Annotated in this window: 16 protein-coding genes; 7 read left to right on the top strand and 9 right to left on the bottom strand. The window is 74.8% G+C overall.

The window, feature by feature from the left end:
• Positions 1 to 15: 15 nt before the first annotated feature.
• Positions 16 to 1,002, bottom strand: coding sequence for a dTDP-glucose 4,6-dehydratase (rfbB, locus tag HUT06_RS29095; RefSeq protein ID WP_176198620.1), 987 nt, complete (start codon positions 1,000 to 1,002; stop codon positions 16 to 18).
• Between the two features lie 172 nt (positions 1,003 to 1,174).
• On the opposite strand from rfbB, the gene HUT06_RS29090 reads away from it, so the two are divergent.
• Positions 1,175 to 2,959, top strand: a complete 1,785-nt coding sequence (locus HUT06_RS29090) for an AMP-binding protein (protein WP_368406995.1) — start codon at positions 1,175 to 1,177, stop codon at positions 2,957 to 2,959.
• On the opposite strand, the gene HUT06_RS29085 is transcribed toward HUT06_RS29090, so the two are convergent.
• From HUT06_RS29085 to HUT06_RS29075, 3 genes are read right to left on the bottom strand one after another with little or no spacing between them, the layout of a single operon-like run.
• A complete protein-coding gene (locus tag HUT06_RS29085; RefSeq protein ID WP_254715443.1) occupies positions 2,886 to 4,097 on the bottom strand; it encodes a cell wall metabolism sensor histidine kinase WalK in 1,212 nt (403 codons plus the stop codon). The genes HUT06_RS29090 and HUT06_RS29085 overlap by 74 nt on opposite strands.
• The gene (locus HUT06_RS29080) at positions 4,094 to 4,756 is read right to left on the bottom strand and encodes a response regulator transcription factor (protein WP_138638225.1); all 663 of its coding nucleotides are present in this window, start codon (positions 4,754 to 4,756) and stop codon (positions 4,094 to 4,096) included. Before HUT06_RS29080 ends, HUT06_RS29085 begins: the two co-directional genes overlap by 4 nt.
• Before the next feature lie 41 nt (positions 4,757 to 4,797).
• Positions 4,798 to 5,628 carry an RNA polymerase sigma factor gene (locus HUT06_RS29075; RefSeq protein WP_176198619.1) on the bottom strand — a complete coding sequence of 277 codons (831 nt, stop codon included), beginning with the start codon at positions 5,626 to 5,628 and terminating at the stop codon, positions 4,798 to 4,800.
• Positions 5,629 to 5,810: 182 nt separating this feature from the next.
• Here HUT06_RS29075 and HUT06_RS29070 point away from each other — a divergent pair, with 182 nt between their 5' ends.
• From HUT06_RS29070 to HUT06_RS29050, 5 genes are all read left to right on the top strand, one after another.
• Positions 5,811 to 6,326 carry a hypothetical protein gene (locus tag HUT06_RS29070; RefSeq protein WP_176198618.1) on the top strand — a complete coding sequence of 172 codons (516 nt, stop codon included), beginning with the start codon at positions 5,811 to 5,813 and terminating at the stop codon, positions 6,324 to 6,326.
• The gene (locus HUT06_RS29065) at positions 6,323 to 7,354 is read left to right on the top strand and encodes a peptidoglycan-binding protein (protein WP_302931840.1); all 1,032 of its coding nucleotides are present in this window, start codon (positions 6,323 to 6,325) and stop codon (positions 7,352 to 7,354) included. Before HUT06_RS29070 ends, HUT06_RS29065 begins: the two co-directional genes overlap by 4 nt.
• A complete protein-coding gene (locus HUT06_RS29060) occupies positions 7,351 to 8,058 on the top strand; it encodes an ABC transporter ATP-binding protein (RefSeq protein ID WP_176198617.1) in 708 nt (235 codons plus the stop codon). The genes HUT06_RS29065 and HUT06_RS29060 overlap by 4 nt, the downstream gene beginning before the upstream one ends.
• On the top strand, positions 8,055 to 9,248 hold the full coding sequence (locus HUT06_RS29055) for an ABC transporter permease (protein WP_176198616.1): 1,194 nt from the start codon (positions 8,055 to 8,057) through the stop codon (positions 9,246 to 9,248). The genes HUT06_RS29060 and HUT06_RS29055 overlap by 4 nt, the downstream gene beginning before the upstream one ends.
• A gap of 77 nt (positions 9,249 to 9,325) precedes the next feature.
• Positions 9,326 to 9,688 (top strand): hypothetical protein, encoded by a 363-nt coding sequence (locus HUT06_RS29050; RefSeq protein ID WP_176198615.1) that lies wholly within the window; start codon positions 9,326 to 9,328, stop codon positions 9,686 to 9,688.
• A gap of 32 nt (positions 9,689 to 9,720) precedes the next feature.
• On the opposite strand, the gene efeU is transcribed toward HUT06_RS29050, so the two are convergent.
• The 4 genes from efeU to HUT06_RS29030 all read right to left on the bottom strand — a co-directional run bounded on the left by efeU (position 9,721) and on the right by HUT06_RS29030 (position 13,115).
• Positions 9,721 to 10,581 (bottom strand): iron uptake transporter permease EfeU, encoded by an 861-nt coding sequence (efeU, locus tag HUT06_RS29045; RefSeq protein ID WP_176198614.1) that lies wholly within the window; start codon positions 10,579 to 10,581, stop codon positions 9,721 to 9,723.
• A gap of 117 nt (positions 10,582 to 10,698) precedes the next feature.
• On the bottom strand, positions 10,699 to 11,904 hold the full coding sequence (locus HUT06_RS29040; protein WP_176201696.1) for a ribonuclease D: 1,206 nt from the start codon (positions 11,902 to 11,904) through the stop codon (positions 10,699 to 10,701).
• A gap of 256 nt (positions 11,905 to 12,160) precedes the next feature.
• Entirely contained in the window at positions 12,161 to 12,727 is a 567-nt protein-coding gene (locus HUT06_RS29035; RefSeq protein ID WP_176198613.1) for a DUF3000 domain-containing protein, read from the bottom strand.
• A 154-nt stretch (positions 12,728 to 12,881) separates the two neighbouring features.
• Complete coding sequence (locus tag HUT06_RS29030) at positions 12,882 to 13,115, bottom strand: hypothetical protein (RefSeq protein ID WP_176198612.1); 234 nt, start codon at positions 13,113 to 13,115, stop codon at positions 12,882 to 12,884.
• Between the two features lie 229 nt (positions 13,116 to 13,344).
• On the opposite strand from HUT06_RS29030, the gene hemE reads away from it, so the two are divergent.
• Positions 13,345 to 14,358, top strand: a complete 1,014-nt coding sequence (hemE, locus tag HUT06_RS29025; RefSeq protein WP_302931889.1) for a uroporphyrinogen decarboxylase — start codon at positions 13,345 to 13,347, stop codon at positions 14,356 to 14,358.
• On the opposite strand, the gene HUT06_RS29020 is transcribed toward hemE, so the two are convergent.
• Positions 14,355 to 15,353 carry a DUF4349 domain-containing protein gene (locus tag HUT06_RS29020; RefSeq protein ID WP_176198610.1) on the bottom strand — a complete coding sequence of 333 codons (999 nt, stop codon included), beginning with the start codon at positions 15,351 to 15,353 and terminating at the stop codon, positions 14,355 to 14,357. The two genes, hemE and HUT06_RS29020, sit on opposite strands and share 4 nt — an antisense overlap.
• Positions 15,354 to 15,413: the final 60 nt, after the last annotated feature.

Here is a 15,413-nt window from a genome sequence, read left to right as displayed (position 1 = left end):
GTCCAGGGCCGGCGTTCAGGCGGCCGCCGAGGCGAGGCGCTCCTTCAGCGGCTCCCACCACGCCCGGTTCTCGGCGTACCAGCGGACGGTCTCCGCCAGCCCGTCGTCGAACGCGACGCGGGGTGCGTAGCCCAGCGCGCGGAGCCTCCGGTCGTCGAGCGAGTAGCGGCGGTCGTGGCCCTTGCGGTCGGGTACGCGTTCCACCCGCGACCAGTCGGCGCCCACGGCGCCGAGGAGGCGCCGGGTCAGCTCGGCGTTCGCCAGCTCGGCGGTTCCGGCGATGTGGTAGACCTCCCCGGGCTCTCCGTGTTCGATCGCGGTCTGGATGCCCCGGCAGTGGTCCGCCACGTGGATCCAGTCGCGGACGTTGGCGCCGTCCCCGTAGAGCGGAACGGTGCGCCCGTCCAGCAGGTTCGTGATGAACAGCGGGATGACCTTTTCGGGGAACTGGTGGGGCCCGTAATTGTTGCCGCAGCGGGTGATGGACACCGGCAGCCCGTGGGTCCGGGCGTAGGCGCGGGCGAGCATGTCCCCGCCGGCCTTCGCCGCGGAGTACGGCGAGTTGGGCGCCAGCGGGGCCCGCTCATCCCAGGAGCCGGTGTCGATGCTGCCGTACACCTCGTCCGTCGAGACCTGGACCACGCGTCCGACTCCGGCGCCGAGACAGGCCTCCATCAGGGTGTGGACGCCCTGGACGTTCGTGCGCACGAAACTCTCGGCGGCCTGGATCGAACGGTCGACATGCGTCTCGGCGGCGAAATTCACCACCACGTCGTGACCGGGCACGACACGCGACAGCAGATCCGCGTCGCAGATGTCCCCGCGCACGAAACGGAAGCCGCCCTCGACCGGGGCGAGATTGGCGAGGTTCCCCGCGTAGGTGAGCTTGTCGAGCACCGTGACTTCGGCGTCGTGCCGGCCGCCGTACGCGCCGGACAGCAACTCCCGCACATAGCACGAGCCGATGAAACCGGCACCGCCCGCGACCAGAATTCGTTTCACGGTTGCTCCTGACCTGTCGAGCGATCGGGGCCCGGGAAAAGGCGAACACCCGCTTCGAGCGTAGCGCCCGCGGCGCGCGAGGGGACTTCGAGATTGCGGTGGTCGTCCGCGCCGCGGCGGTGCCCTTGTTCGGCCTCTGGCGGGTGAGTACCGTGACGTGGGAGGAGGCACGGTGACGCACGCGAGGCCCGCGTACCGGCCGGGGATGCGCCGGCGGATCGGCCATATCCGCGATCTCACCGCCCTCCTGCTGCGCACCGGCCTGCTCTTCGGCGGCGGCCCCCGCCGCCTCGCCCGCCAGCTCGGCACGCTGCGGCACTGGGGCACCACGCTCGCCGGGCTCGTCGCCGCGTCCGCCGCCCGGTCCCCGTCGCGGCCCGCGCTCATCGACGACGAGGGCGTGCTCACCTTCGCCGAACTCGACGAGCGGGCCGCCCGCCTCGCCGCCGCGCTGCCCCTGCACGGCCCCCGCCCCCGCGTCGGCGTGCTGTGCCGCAACCACCGGGGCATGGCGCTGACGCTCGTCGCCTGCTCCCGGCGCGGCGCCGAGGTCGTGCTGCTCAACACCGGGTTCGGCAGCGGCCAGATCCGCGCCGTGCTCGGCGAGCTGCGCCCCGCCCTCATCGTCGCCGACGCCGAGTTCGCGCCGCTGCTGGCCGGCCTCCCCATCGCGCTGCGCCGCACCGTGCTGTGGGCCGACCGCCGCCCGCCCGCCGGCATGCCGCTCGCCGCGCCCGTCCCGCTCGCGACGGCGCCGCCCCCGCCGCGTCCCGCCGCCGACCCCGCGCCCTACCCCGCCGCCGGACCGAGCATCGGCGAGCTCATCGCCTCGGTGGACGCCGCCGCCGCGGCGGCCGGGCCGCCGCAGATCCAGAGCCGCACCATCATGCTCAGCTCCGGCACCACCGGCCGCCCCAAGGGCGCCCGCCGCCCGCCCCGGCCGGGCCTGTGGCCGCTCGCCTCGATGACGTCCCGGATCCCGCTGCGCGCCCGGCAGACGATGATCGTCGAGGCGCCGCTGTTCCACACCTGGGGCTACGCCGCGCTGCAGATGGCGTGGGCGCTGCGGGCGCCGGTCGTCCTGCACCGCCGCTTCGACCCCGAGCAGACGCTGCGCGCCGTCACCGCGCACCGCGACGCCACCGTGTTCGCCGTCCCCGTCATGTGCCAGCGCATCCTGGAGCTGGCCCCGCAGGTCCGCGCCCGCTACGACACGTCCTCGCTGCGGATCTTCGCACTGAGCGGCGCCGCGCTGTCCGGCGACCTCGCCACCCGGTTCATGGACGCCTTCGGCGACCGGCTCTACAACGTCTACGGCTCCACCGAGGTGTCCTGGGTGTCCATCGCCACCCCGCGCGACCTGCGGCTCGACCCGCGCACCGCCGGGCGGCCGCCGCGCAACACCGCGCTCGCCATCCTCGACGCCGGCGGCCGCCGGGTCGGCCGCTCCACCCGCGGCCAGATCTTCGCCGCCAACGAGCTGCTGTTCGAGGGGTACACCGGCGGCGAGCCGATGGAGGTCCGCGACGGCCTGCTCGCCACCGGCGACCTCGGCCACATCGACCACCGCGGGCTGCTGTTCGTGGACGGCCGCGGCGACGGGATCGTGGTGTCCGGCGGCGAGAACATCGTCCCCCACGACGTGGAGGAGGCGCTGCTGCGGCTCCCCGAGGTCCAGGAGGCCGCGGTGACCGGCGTCCCCGACGAGGCGTGGGGGCAGCGGCTCGCCGCCTACATCGTGCTCCGCCCGGGCGCGTCGCTCGACGCCGCCGCCGTCCGCGACTACGTGCACGCCCAGGTCGCCCGGTACGCGGTGCCCCGCGACGTGCACTTCATCCCCGAGCTGCCGCGCAACGCCACCGGCAAGGTCGTGCACCGCTGGCTCAGCGCCCGCCCAGAGCGGCAGCTTCCGGAGGGGCATGTGGAATGGCCGCGGCCGCGGGCAGCCGGACGGTGACCGACAGCCCGCCGTCCGCGCGCGGCACGGCCTCCACCGCGCCGCCGTGCGCGCGCACCACCGCCCGCACGATCGACAGGCCGAGGCCCGCGCCGTCCCGCGACCCCGTCCGGTCGGCGCGCAGCCGCCGGAACGGCTCGAAGATCGCCGCGGCCTCGTAGGCCGGGACGGGCGGCCCGGTGTTGACCACCCGCAGGAACGCCGCGCCGTCCCGGGTGCCCGTGCGGACCCACACCCGGCCGTCCGGCACGTTGTACTTCACCGCGTTCTCCAGCAGGTTCACCGCGCACCGCTCCAGCAGGACCGGATCACCGGACACGGCCGCCGGGGCGAGCCTCGCCTCCACGTCCACCGCGGGGTCGCCGAGCTGGTCGAGCGCGCTGCGGACCACGTCCGGCAGCGGGCACCCGGTCCGGACGGCCGGCTCCCGCTCGGACTTGGCGAGCAGCAGCAGCCCCTCGATGAGCCGCTCGTGGCGGGCGGTGTTGCCGAGCAGCACCTCCGCGAGCGCCTTGGTCTCCGGCGGGTTGCGCCGGCTCGCCAGCGCGACCTCCAGCACCGTCCGGTTGATCGTCAGCGGCGTGCGCAGCTCGTGCGAGGCGTTCGCGACGAACCGGCGCTGCGCGTCGAACGCGCGGTTCAGCCGGTCCAGCATCCGGTCGAAGGTGTCGGCCAGGTCCTTGATCTCGTCCTGCGGGCCGTCCAGCGCGATCCGCTCGTGCATGGTGCTCTCCGACAGCCGCCGCGCCGTCGCCGTCACCGTGTGCAGCGGGCGCAGCATCCGCCCGGCCACCACGTACCCGATCACCACGGCCAGGACGCCGAGCACCAGCATCGTGACCAGCGAGCTCTGCAGCAGCTGCTCCAGGACGTCCCGCTTCTGCTGCGCCAGCTGCCGGTCGGCGTCCGCCTTCAGCGCCGTCAGCTGGCTGAGGTCCCCGTTCAGCGCCACGGACCGCAGCCGCACGACCGTGTCCGCGTCGAGGTCGCCGCGCCCGGAGAACCGGTCGTCCATCGTCCGGACGGTCAGCAGGTAGGTGACCGCGACCAGCACCGCCGACGTCACCAGGAACAGCGACCCGTACACCAGCGTCAGCCGCGTCCGCACGCTCAGCCGCTGCACGCCCAGCGCCTTCACCGCGCCTCCAGCCGGTACCCGGCGCCGGTCACCGTCTCGATCACCGGCGGCTGCCCGAGCTTGCGGCGCAGCGTCGCCATCGTGACCCGGACGATGTTGCTGAACGGGTCGATGTTCTCGTCCCACGCCCGCTCCAGCAGCCGCTCGGCGCTCACCACCCCGCCCTCGGCGCGCATCAGCTCCTCCAGCACGGCGAACTCCTTCCTGGTCAGCCGCAGCTCCCGGCCGTCCCGCGCCACCCTGCGCCGGTGCGGGTCGAGCCGGATGCCGCGCCGCTCCAGCACCGGCGGCACCGGCGGCCCCGACCTGCGCGCCAGCGCCCGCACCCGCGCGACCAGCTCGCTGAACACGAACGGCTTCGGCAGGTAGTCGTCGGCACCGAGCGTCAGCCCGTCCACCCGGTCGCCGACGTCGCCCGCCGCCGTCAGCATCAGGATCCGGCCGCGGCTCCGCCGCTCCACCAGCTCCCGGCACACGTCGTCGCCGTGCACCGTCGGCAGGTCCCGGTCGAGGACGACCACGTCGTACTCGGTGTAGGACGCGAGCTCCAGCGCGTCGTCGCCGTCGTACACGACGTCGACGGCCATGGCCTCCTCGCGCAGCCCCTCGGCGATGGCGTCCGCGAGCACCCGCTCGTCCTCGACGATCAGAACACGCATCCCCCGAGCATCCCGCCCCGGGGGTTAAACCCCGATAAGCCTCAGCGCCGCCAGCACGTGTACGTCACGGTGGCCGTGCCGCCCGGCGCGAAGGAGACCGTCCCGCTGCCGCGCCCGCCGATGTAGCACAGCACCGTCGGCCGCACGGTCACCGCCACCGACGCGGACCGGCCCGCCTTGAGCGTCCCGCTTCCGCCCGCGCTGACCCGCCCGGCCCTGTCCCGCACCGACGCCACCGACCACCGCACGGTGCCGCCCACCGCCGTCAGTCGGATGTGGCAGCGCGCCGGCACCCCGGCCGCCCGCACTCCGCGGCACCCCGAGTCGTCCACCGACAGCCGCCCCGGCCCGCTCGGCGCCTTCCGCGTCCGCTGCGGCTCGGCGGCCTTCCTCGTCGGCTCCGGTTCGTCCTTCTCCTTGACCTCGTCCTCGGACGCCGGAGCGGGCGCCGCCGAAGGCGCCGGGGACTCGGGCGTGGTCATGGCCGCCGGCGGCGCCGCCGAGGGCTTCGGCTCCGGTTCCGCGGAGTCGAACAGCGCGAGCATCCCGCCGGTCAGCGCGACCGCGGCCGCCGCGCCCCCGATCACCACCAGCCCCCGCTTCCGCCTCGGCGCGCTCCGGCACCGGTCGCGCACCAGCTCGTACAGCCAGTCCCGGAAGGCCCCCGCGTCCGGCACATCGGTGCCCCGCAGCCCGACCAGCGCCTCCCGGACGGCCTCCACCGCGCGCTCCTGGTCGCCGAGCAGCCCCTCCGCGTACCTGATCAGCTCGGGCCCGTACACGTTGTAGACATGCCCGACCGCCCCCGGCCGCTGCGCCTGCAGCGCCTCGACGAGCCGGAAATCCTCATTCAACGGCGGCGCACTGGACACGCCGGGATTATGACCGACCGAGCACTATCCGTAGTGTGCACCGATCCCAAACTCCGCCACCCCCATTTATCACCCACCCACGAACCCCCCGCTCCCGGCCCAACGCGGCTAATGCGGGTTTAACCCCTTCGTCGGTCTCATGGCTTCTTGCTGGGGTGAAGGGCCCTGGCGGAGAGGGAGTCATGGGGATTCGGGTGTGGGCCGCTGGGCTGGCGGTGCCGCTGGTTGTGGGGCTGGCGGCGTGCGGGGGTGAGGACGGCGGCGGGGTGGCTACCGCTGGGGGAGCGGCGGCGAAGGCGTCCGCGTCGGCGTCGGCGAGCGCTTCGCTGTCGCCGGAGGACGCGCGGCTGAAGTTCGCGCAGTGCATGCGGGAGAACGGGGTGGACGTCCCCGATCCGGGCGCGGCGGACGAGAAGGCGACGCGGTTCGGCAAGGGGACCGACCGCAAGAAGCTGGAGGGCGCGCTGGAGAAGTGCCGGCAGTGGCTGCAGGCGGGCGGGAAGATGCCCGACCTCAAGGACCCCGAGGTGCGCGACCAGTACGTCAAGTTCGCGCAGTGCATGCGCGAGCACGGGGTGGACGTCCCCGACCCCGGACCCGACGGGCAGCTCGTGTTCCCGAAGGGGGACTTGGATCTCGGCGCACTGGAGAAGGCGCGGGACGCGTGCAGGGCCGACCTGCCGGGGGCCGGGCGGTGAGGCGCGCGGTCGCGGGCGGGGTCGCCGCCGCGGTGGTGGCCGGCGGCGGGGGCGCGCTGGCCTGGACGACGGGCGGCGGCGAGGCGCGGGGCGCGCCGACGGCCCTGAGCACCGCCGTCGTGACCCGCGGGGATCTCGTCGACACCGAGAAGGTGGACGGCAAGCTCACCTACGCCGACGTCCGGGAGGTGTGGAGCGGGGTGTCCGGTGTCGTGACGTGGGCGCCGGAGCAGGGCGCGACGGTCAAGCGGGGCGGGACGCTGCTGAAGGTGGCGGGCGAGCCGGTCACGCTGATGTACGGCGGAAGCCCCATGTACCGGACGCTGCGCAACGGCGCGTCGGGCAAGGACGTCCGGCAGCTCGAAGAGAACCTGCGGGCGCTCGGGTACGGCGCCATGACGGTGGACCGCGCGTTCACCGGCGCGACGGAGGCCGCGGTGGAGGAGTGGCAGGACGATCGCGGCCTGGAGGTGACCGGCGCCGTCGATCCGAGGCAGGTCGTCTTCCTGGACGGGGCCGTGCGGGTCCGGGACGTGAAGGCGCCCGAGGGCAAGCGCGTCGGGCAGGGGCAGCCCGTCCTGACGGTGGCCGGGACGAGACGCGTCGTCCATGTCGATCTGGACGCCGACAAGCAGGACCTCGCCGAGGAGGGTGCCGCGGTCATGGTGGAGCTGCCCGGCGGAGAGACCGTCAAGGGGAAGATCACCGAGGTGAGCCGGGTCGCGCAGAGCACCGGGACGGGCCAGGACAAGAAGACCACGGTCGGCGTCGACATCTCGATCGGCGGCGCCGGCACGGGACGGCTCGACGAGGCCCCGGTCGGCGTCGAGCTGGAGAGCGAGCGGCGCGAGGACGTCCTGTCGGTGCCGGTCGAGGCGCTGCTGGCGCTGCGGGAGGGCGGCTTCGGCGTGGAGACCGCCGACCGGCGGCTCGTGCCCGTGCGGGTCGGCGCGTTCGGCGGCGGGCGGGTCGAGATCAGCGGAGACGGCGTGCGCGCGGGCATGAAGGTCGGGGTGCCGGCCGAATGAGCATGGTGGAGACGGGCGATCCCATCGTCGAGCTGACCGGGGTCACCAAGGAGTACGCGGGCGGCGTCGCGGCGCTGAAGGGCGTCGACCTGCGGATCGCGCCGGGGGAGCTGGTCGCGATCGCCGGGCCGTCCGGGTCGGGCAAGTCGACGCTGCTGCACATGGTCGGGACGCTGGACCGGCCGACCGGGGGACGGGTGCGGGTCGCCGGGCACGAGGTCGCCGGCCTCGGCGACCGGGAGCTGTCGGCGCTGCGGGCCCGGCACATCGGGTTCGTGTTCCAGCAGTTCCACCTGGCGGCGGGCGTGACCGCGCTGGACAACGTCGCCGACGGGCTGCTGTACGGCGGCGCCGCGCTGGGAGAGCGGCGGGAGCGGGCGCGGGCCGCGCTCTGCCGCGTCGGGCTCGGGCACCGGACCGGGCACCGGCCGCACGAGCTGTCCGGCGGCGAGCAGCAGCGGGTCGCGGTGGCGCGGGCCGTCGCGGGCGAACCGGATCTGCTGCTCGCCGACGAGCCCACCGGCAACCTCGACTCGGCGGCGGGCGCCGAGGTGCTCGCCCTGCTGGACGAGCTGCACCGGGCCGGCACCACCGTCGCGATCATCACCCACGACGCGGAGGTCGCGGACGCCGCGCCGCGCCGGGTCCGGGTCCGGGACGGGCTGATCGTCGCCGACGAGCGCGCGAAGGGGGCCCGGCGGTGAGGGCGGCGCTCACGCCCGCGCGGCTGCGCCCCGGCGACGTGCTGCGCGTCGGGCTCGCCGGGCTGCGGGCCCGCCCGGCGCGGGCCGTGCTGTCCGCGCTCGGCATCGCGATCGGGATCGCGACCATGGTCGCGGTCATCGGGATCTCCTCGTCCGGCAAGGAGGACCTGCTGCGGCGGCTCGACCGGCTCGGCACCAACCTGCTCACCGCCAAGCCCGGCGACACCCTGTTCGGCGGCGAGGCCCAGTTGCCCGAGTCGGCGCCGGAGATGGTGCGGCGGATCGGGCCGGTCACGGAGGTCGGCGCGACCGGGTCCGTGGACGCCACCGTCCGGCGGACCGACAAGATCCCGGCGGAGGTCACCCAGGGCATCGCCGTGCAGGCCGCCACGACCGGGCTGCTCGGCACGCTCGGCGCGGAGACCGCCAGTGGGACCTGGCTGAACGCCGGCACCGCCCGCTACCCGGGCGTCGTGCTCGGCGCGGAGGCGGGGCGCCGCCTCGGCATGGACCGGGCGGGCGGACGGGTGTGGATCGGCGGCCGCTGGTTCACCGTCCTCGGCGTGCTGCGGCCCGCCGAACTCGCCCCGGAGATCGACCGCTCCGCCCTCGTCGGCTGGGAGTCGGCCCGCCGCCACCTGGCCTTCGACGGGCACCCGACCACGGTCTACGAGCGGTCGACGGACGCGTCGGTGAACGACGTCCGGGCCGTCCTGGCCCGCACGGTCAACCCCGAGCGTCCCGAGGAGGTCCAGGTCAGCCGCCCCTCGGACGCGCTGGAGGCCAAGGCCGCGGCGACCGGCGCGTTCACCGGGCTGCTGCTCGGGCTCGGCGCGGTCGCGCTGCTGGTCGGCGGGGTCGGCGTCGCCAACACGATGGTGATCTCGGTGCTGGAGCGGCGCCGCGAGATCGGGCTGCGCCGCTCCCTCGGCGCCACCCGCGGGCAGGTGCGCGTCCAGTTCCTCGCCGAGTCGCTGCTGCTGTCGGTGTCCGGCGGCGCGGCCGGGACGGTCCTCGGCGCGGCCGTGACCGCCGGGTTCGCGCTGTGGAAGGGATGGCCGCCCGTCGTGCCGGCGTGGGCGCTCGGCGGGGCGCTCGCCGCGACGCTGGTGATCGGCACGGCCGCCGGGCTGTACCCGGCGGTGCGGGCCGCGCGGCTGCCGCCGACGGCCGCGCTCGCGTCGGTCTGACTCTGGCCACGCCGCGCCGGGCCGGTGCATGATTGGGGAATCGCCGTGTTCCGCCCCGGGGGAGGTGCCTCGCAGCCATGCCGGTGACACGCCCGCTCCGTGAGCGCTGCCGCGAGTTCCTCGGGATCGACGGGGAGATCCGCTACATCTTCCCCGCGATGGCCTACGGCGGCGGCGCCGGGTTCATCTTCGTCGTCACCGACGACCAGGTCGCCGTGATCACCACCGGCCCGCTCAGCCGCAGCACCCCGAAGACGGTCTGGGGCAGCTACCCGCGCGGCACCCGGATCGGGCCGGTGGAGACCGGCGCCGGCGCGTCGTTCGAGTTCGCCGGCGCCGTGTTCGAGGTGGACGACGAGTACGTGCCGGTCGTGAACGCCGCCGACGCCGAGATCTTCGACCGCGACAGCCTGCCCCGCGACCCGCTCCCCGACCTCTAGACCCGACCTCTGGACCTGACCTCTGGAGACGTCTAGGAGGTCGCCGGCTCGGTGGTCGGCGCCGGCGCCGGGCGCGGCGTCGACGGGTTCCGCAGGAACAGCGCCATCACCGGCACCAGGTACGCCGCCCACATGGCCAGCTGCAGCCAGGTGATCTGCGGGGTGACGTTCAGGACGCCCTGGAACACCGTCTGCATCCAGTCGCCCGCCGTGCCGAACTTGGCGAAGAACAGGTGCGGCTCCAGCGCGACGGCGTTCAGGCCGGGGAAGACCTCGGCTTCTTGCAGGTCGTGGAAGCCGTAGCCGAACACGCCCGCGGCGACGACGATGAGCGCGGCGCCCGTCCAGGTGAAGAACCGCCGCAGGTTGATCTTCAGGCCGCCGCGGTAGAGCAGGTAGCCGAGCGCGATCGCGACCGCGAGTCCGAGCACCGCGCCGATGATCGGCTGGGTGGAGCCCTCCGAGGAGTTGGAGATGTTCGTCCACAGGAACAGGGCCGTCTCCAGGCCCTCGCGGCCCACGGCGAGGAACGCGACGGCGGCGAGGGCGAGCGGCCCGACGTCCAGTGCGCCCTCCAGCCTGCCCTCCAGCTCCGCCTTCATGAACCGGGCGGTCTTGCGCATCCAGAAGACCATCCAGGTGACCAGGCCCACCGCGACGATCGACAGGATGCCGCCGAACAGTTCCTGCGTCTTGAACTGCATCTCCGAGGACGCGGCGGTCAGCGCGATGCCGAACGCGAACGCCAGCACGACGGCGGCGCCGATCCCCGTCCACACGGGGAACAGGGCCCGGCGGTTGCCGGTCTTCACCAGATAGGCGATGAGGATGCTCACGACCAGCGCGGCCTCGAGCCCCTCGCGCAGTCCGATGAGGAAGTTGCCCAGTAGCATCGCCGCACTCCTCGGGAAGGCACAGGTCTTTTAGGCAAAGCTAACCTAAGCAGTCTGCGCCCGCGCGCCCGCCCCCGGCAAGAGGCCGTGGCCCGGGGTTCAAGCCGGGGGCGGGGCTCAGAGCTCCCCTTTGGCCTCCAGCCGCAGGAACGCCTTGGCGATCGGCTGGGCGGTCAGCTCGATCTGCCAGCTCCGGGCGCCGAGGTCGCGGAGCGCGGCGCCGATCGCCGACGGCGACGACTCCGCGGGCGGCGTCCACGCCAGCCGCCGGACGGAGTCGGGCTGGACGAGGTTCTCCGACGGCATCGAGTGCTCGTCGGCGAGCGAGGCGACGACGGCGCGGGCGGCGGTGAGCCGCTTGGCGGCCTCCGGGTCGCGGTCGGCCCAGCGGTGCGCGGGCGGCGGCCCGTCGCCGGGGAGGTTGGACTCCGGCAGCGCCCGGTCGGACAGGTCGCGGGCGCGGGCGACGGCGCGCAGCCACGCCGACTGGTGCCGGCGGGCGCCGCGCCCCCGCATGGTGGCCAGGGCCTGCAGCTCGGCGGGGGTCTTCGGCGCCTGCTGCGCCAGCTCGATGATCGCGGCGTCCTGCAGCACCCGGCCGGGGGACAGGTCGCGCTCCTGGGCGATCTTGTCGCGCGCCGTCCACACCTCGCGGACGGTGGCGAGCGCCCGCCGGTTGCGCACCCGGTGGATGCCGGACGTGCGGCGCCACGGGTCGGGGCGCGGCGGCTTCGGCGGCGTCGCGAGGATGGCGGCGAACTCCTCCAGCGCCCACTCCAGCTTGCCGGCTGCGGCCAGCTCCTCCTGGAGGGCGTCGCGCAGCTCGACCAGCAGCTCGACGTCGAGCGCGGCGTAGCGGAGCCAGTCCTCGGGGAGGGGGCGGGTGGACCAGTCGGCCGCCGAGTAGCCCTTCTCCAGCACGAAGCCAAGCACGTTCTCGACCATGGAGCCGAGCCCGACCCGCGGGTAGCCGAGCAGCCGCCCGGCCAGCTCGGTGTCGAACAGCCGGCGCGGGACGAGCCCGACCTCGGCCAGGCACGGCAGGTCCTGGTTGGCGGCGTGCAGCACCAGCTCGGCGTCGGCGAGCGCCGCGTCCAGCCCGGACAGGTCGGGGCAGGCGATCGGGTCGATCAGCGCGGTGCCGGCGCCCGCGCGGCGCAGCTGGATCAGGTAGGCGCGCTGCCCGTACCGGTAGCCGGAGGCCCGCTCGGCGTCGACCGCGACCGGGCCGGTCCCCGCGGCGAACGCCGCGACGACGCGGTCGAGCCCGGCGGCCGTGGCCACCACGGGCGGGACGCCCTCGCGCGGTTCCAGCAGGGGGATCGCCGGGGGACCGGTGTCGTCCTCCGCGCTCTGCCGGGCCTGCCCCGCCTCCGGCTGCTCCGGAACGGTCCCGGGCCGCTGGTCGACGGCCGTCTCCTCCGCACCGGACTCCCCTTGGGGGCCGGTGGCGCGCGTTTCGGACACTCCCACTGCTTCCGTGTTCTCCCCCGCCGCCTGCTCGATGCCAGATCCGATTCCGGACGCTGTGCTCACGCCCCCTACCGTACGTCTTTCAACCGCCTGGGCAGCCCCCCGGTCAACCCCCTTCGCCGCCCGGCCGGTCGGGCAGTGCGGCGACCCCGGTCGGGGGCAGCCCCGCCGTGGTGCACATCACCTCGCACCAGGCCGCGACATGGCCGGCGAGGTCGTCCCCGGTCGGCGACCACGAGGCGCGCAGCTCCAGCTCGGTGGTGGACGGCTCGCCCTGCTTGTCGCCGAAGCTCTCCGACACCGCGCGGGTGATCGTCCCGGACACGTTCGCGTACCCGGCGGGCTCCAGCGCCTCGAGCAGCCAGTCCCAGGCGACGGAGCCGATCAGCTCGTCGGCGGCGATGTCGGGCTCCAGGTCGGCGCGGATGTAGGCGACGACGCGGAACCCGTTCGTCCAGCCGGATCTGCCCTCCGGGTCGTACAGGACGATGAGCCGCCCGGTGGCGACCTCGGTGTCGTCGTCGCGGTAGACGCTGCCGGACATGGCCGCCGCGTAGGGCGCGAGCCGCTGCGGGGCGGGCATGTCCTCCAGGTCGAGCTCCGGCCGGACGGCGGGGCCGTCGAGGAACGCGCGGAGCGTGTCGACGGCCCGCTGGAAGGCAGGTGGGTTCATGGATGGACCGGCCTGGTCGCGGGGAGGTGGCGGAGCGCCGCGGGGCGGCGCGGGACGGTGCTGCCGGGGCGGCGCCCCGGCGCGCGCGGCGACGGGGGGACGCGGAGGGGAAACGGGCACGGCACAGGTGGTTTCGTCTCGGGGGCCGGGCCGGTCAGGCCACGGCCCGCGCGGTGGCGGCGCCGCCGGGCGCCCGGACGGTCGCGGGATCGGGTGCGGGGACGGGCGCGGGACCGGTCGCGCGGGGCGCGGCGGTCACCGGCGGCAGACCGACCAGGATGGCCGTGCCGCACTCGGTGCACGCCCGCTCGGGGCACTCCGCGCCGTGCCCGTCGGGACACGGCGGCTGCTCGAACACGCGTTCATCACCGCAGGTGGAGCAGTACAAGGGGGAACCTCCCTCGGCTATGACACGCATCACGTTCGCACGCGCCGGTGACAGAATGCGGGACTTCGCTCGGCGTGTCCGGAAGTTCGTTTCGCCCCCGGCGCCGCCCCGGTGCCTTCCCACCTGGGTTTCATGGGACCATCGCAACGTGACCGCTGACGCTGCCCGTTCGAACGACGACTCCGCGCACTCGCCCGGCGACGGCGCCCTCGCGGAGAGCCCCTTCCTGCTGGCCTGCCGCCGGCGGCCGGTGCCGCACACGCCCGTGTGGTTCATGCGGCAGGCGGGCCGCTCCCTGCCGGAGTACCTGCGGGTGCGCGAGGGCGTGCCGATGCTGGAGTCCTGCACCCGCCCCGACATGATCGTGGAGATCACGATGCAGCCCGTGCGCCGCTACGCGGTGGACGCGGCGATCTTCTTCAGCGACATCATGGTGCCGCTGAAGGCGATCGGCGTCGACCTCGACATCAAGCCGGGCGTCGGGCCGGTCATCGCCGACCCGGTCCGGTCGGCGGACGACCTCGGCAGGCTGCGCCCCCTCACGCCGGACGACGTCCCGTACGTGACCGAGGCCGTGCGGGGGCTGGTCGGCGAACTGGGCTCGACGCCGCTGATCGGGTTCGCCGGCGGGCCGTTCACGCTCGCCTCGTACCTGATCGAGGGCGGGCCGTCCAAGAACCACGAGCGCACCAAGGCCATGATGTACGGCGAGCCGGAGCTATGGGCGCGCCTCATGGACCGCCTGGCCGACCTCACGATCGCGTTCCTGAAGTTGCAGGTCGCGGCCGGGGCGAGCGCCGTGCAGGTGTTCGACTCGTGGGTCGGCGCGGTCGCCGCGCAGGACTACCGCGAGTCCGTGCTGCCCCACACCCGTCGCATCTTCGCCGAGGTCGAGCCGCTCGGCGTGCCGCGCATCCACTTCGGCGTCGGGACGGGCGAGCTGCTCGGCCCGATGGGCGAGGCCGGGGCCGACGTCGTCGGCGTCGACTGGCGCGTCCCGCTGGACGAGGCCGTCAGCCGGGTCGAGCCGGGCAAGGCCCTGCAGGGCAACCTCGACCCGGCGATCCTGTTCGCGCCGTGGGAGACCGTGGAGCGCCGCGCCCGCGATGTCCTGGCCCGGGGCCGCACCGCCGAGGGCCACATCTTCAACCTGGGCCACGGCGTCCTGCCGTCCACCGACCCGGACGTGCTGGCCCGCCTCGCGGACCTCGTCCACGAGGCGAGCAGCGACGGCCGGGGCTAGGCGGGCGGGGGCGGCGGCTGCTGCGACGCCCCCTGGCCGGCGGCTGCCCGCTCCGGGGCCGGCTGCGGCGCGGGCGCCGGGGGCGGCACGGGCCGGCGGCGGCCGCCGAGCAGCCCGCCGAACCGGGCGCGGAGCCGGTGCCGCAGCAGGAACAGCGGCACGCCGATCACGGCGGCGGCGAGCAGGAACGGCAGCAGCCAGCCGAGGACGACGGCGAGGCCGCCGACGAACGCGGTGAACGCGTCCCAGCCGTTCTGCAGGCCGCCCACGAACCCGCCGCGCTCGTCGTCGTCCTTCTTCGGCGCGGTGCCCTTGGTGACCAGCGTCAGCGTGACGGTCGCGTACCGGGTGCGGTGCTTGAGCGAGTTCAGCCGGGCCTGCATGGCCTCCAGGTCCGCCTCGCGCTCGGCGATCTCCTGCTCGACCTGGATGACCTCGCCGACGGAGTTCGCGCGGCCGAGCAGCTTGCGGAACGACTCCAGGGTGGCCTTCGCCGACCGGACGCGGGCGTCGACGTCGGCGACCTCGCCGGTGACGTCCTCGGCCTCCTGGGAGAGCGAGAGCCGGGTGCCGAGCTGCGTGCCGAGCCGGTTCAGCACGTCCGCGTAGCGGTCGGCGGGGATCTTCAGCGTGATCTCCGAGCGGGGCGGCTCGCTGGAGCTCGACTCCTGCTCGACGTAGCCGCCGGCCGACTCCGCCATCTGCTTGGCCTTGGCGGCGGAGTCCGCCACGTCGCCGGCGCGCACCCGCAGGCGCGCCGTGTGGACGACCTCCCGCCCGGTCGGCAGCGGCGCACGCGCGCCCTTCGCCGTGCCCTGGCGCCCGGTGTTGCCGGCGGTGCCCTTCTCGGCCCGGGACGGCGCCGCGGGCGCCGCCGCGCCGCCCCGGTCCACGGCCTCCGATGAGCCGGAGTCGCCGCCGCCCCCGCATGCGGCCAGGACCCCGGCCAGCAGCAGGACGACCAGTGCGAATGTGACGTTCCTGACGTTCCGCATGGGCTTTGGACGAGGTGACGCGGGTCACCGTTCCGGAGGCCGCATCACGAAAGGGCCACG

Origin of the sequence: Actinomadura sp. NAK00032 (assembly GCF_013364275.1) — a bacterium.
Classification (GTDB): Bacteria; Actinomycetota; Actinomycetes; order Streptosporangiales; family Streptosporangiaceae; genus Spirillospora.
The sequence above is the reverse complement of the archived record's forward strand: the minus strand, read 5'-3'. Positions and strand labels throughout refer to the sequence as shown.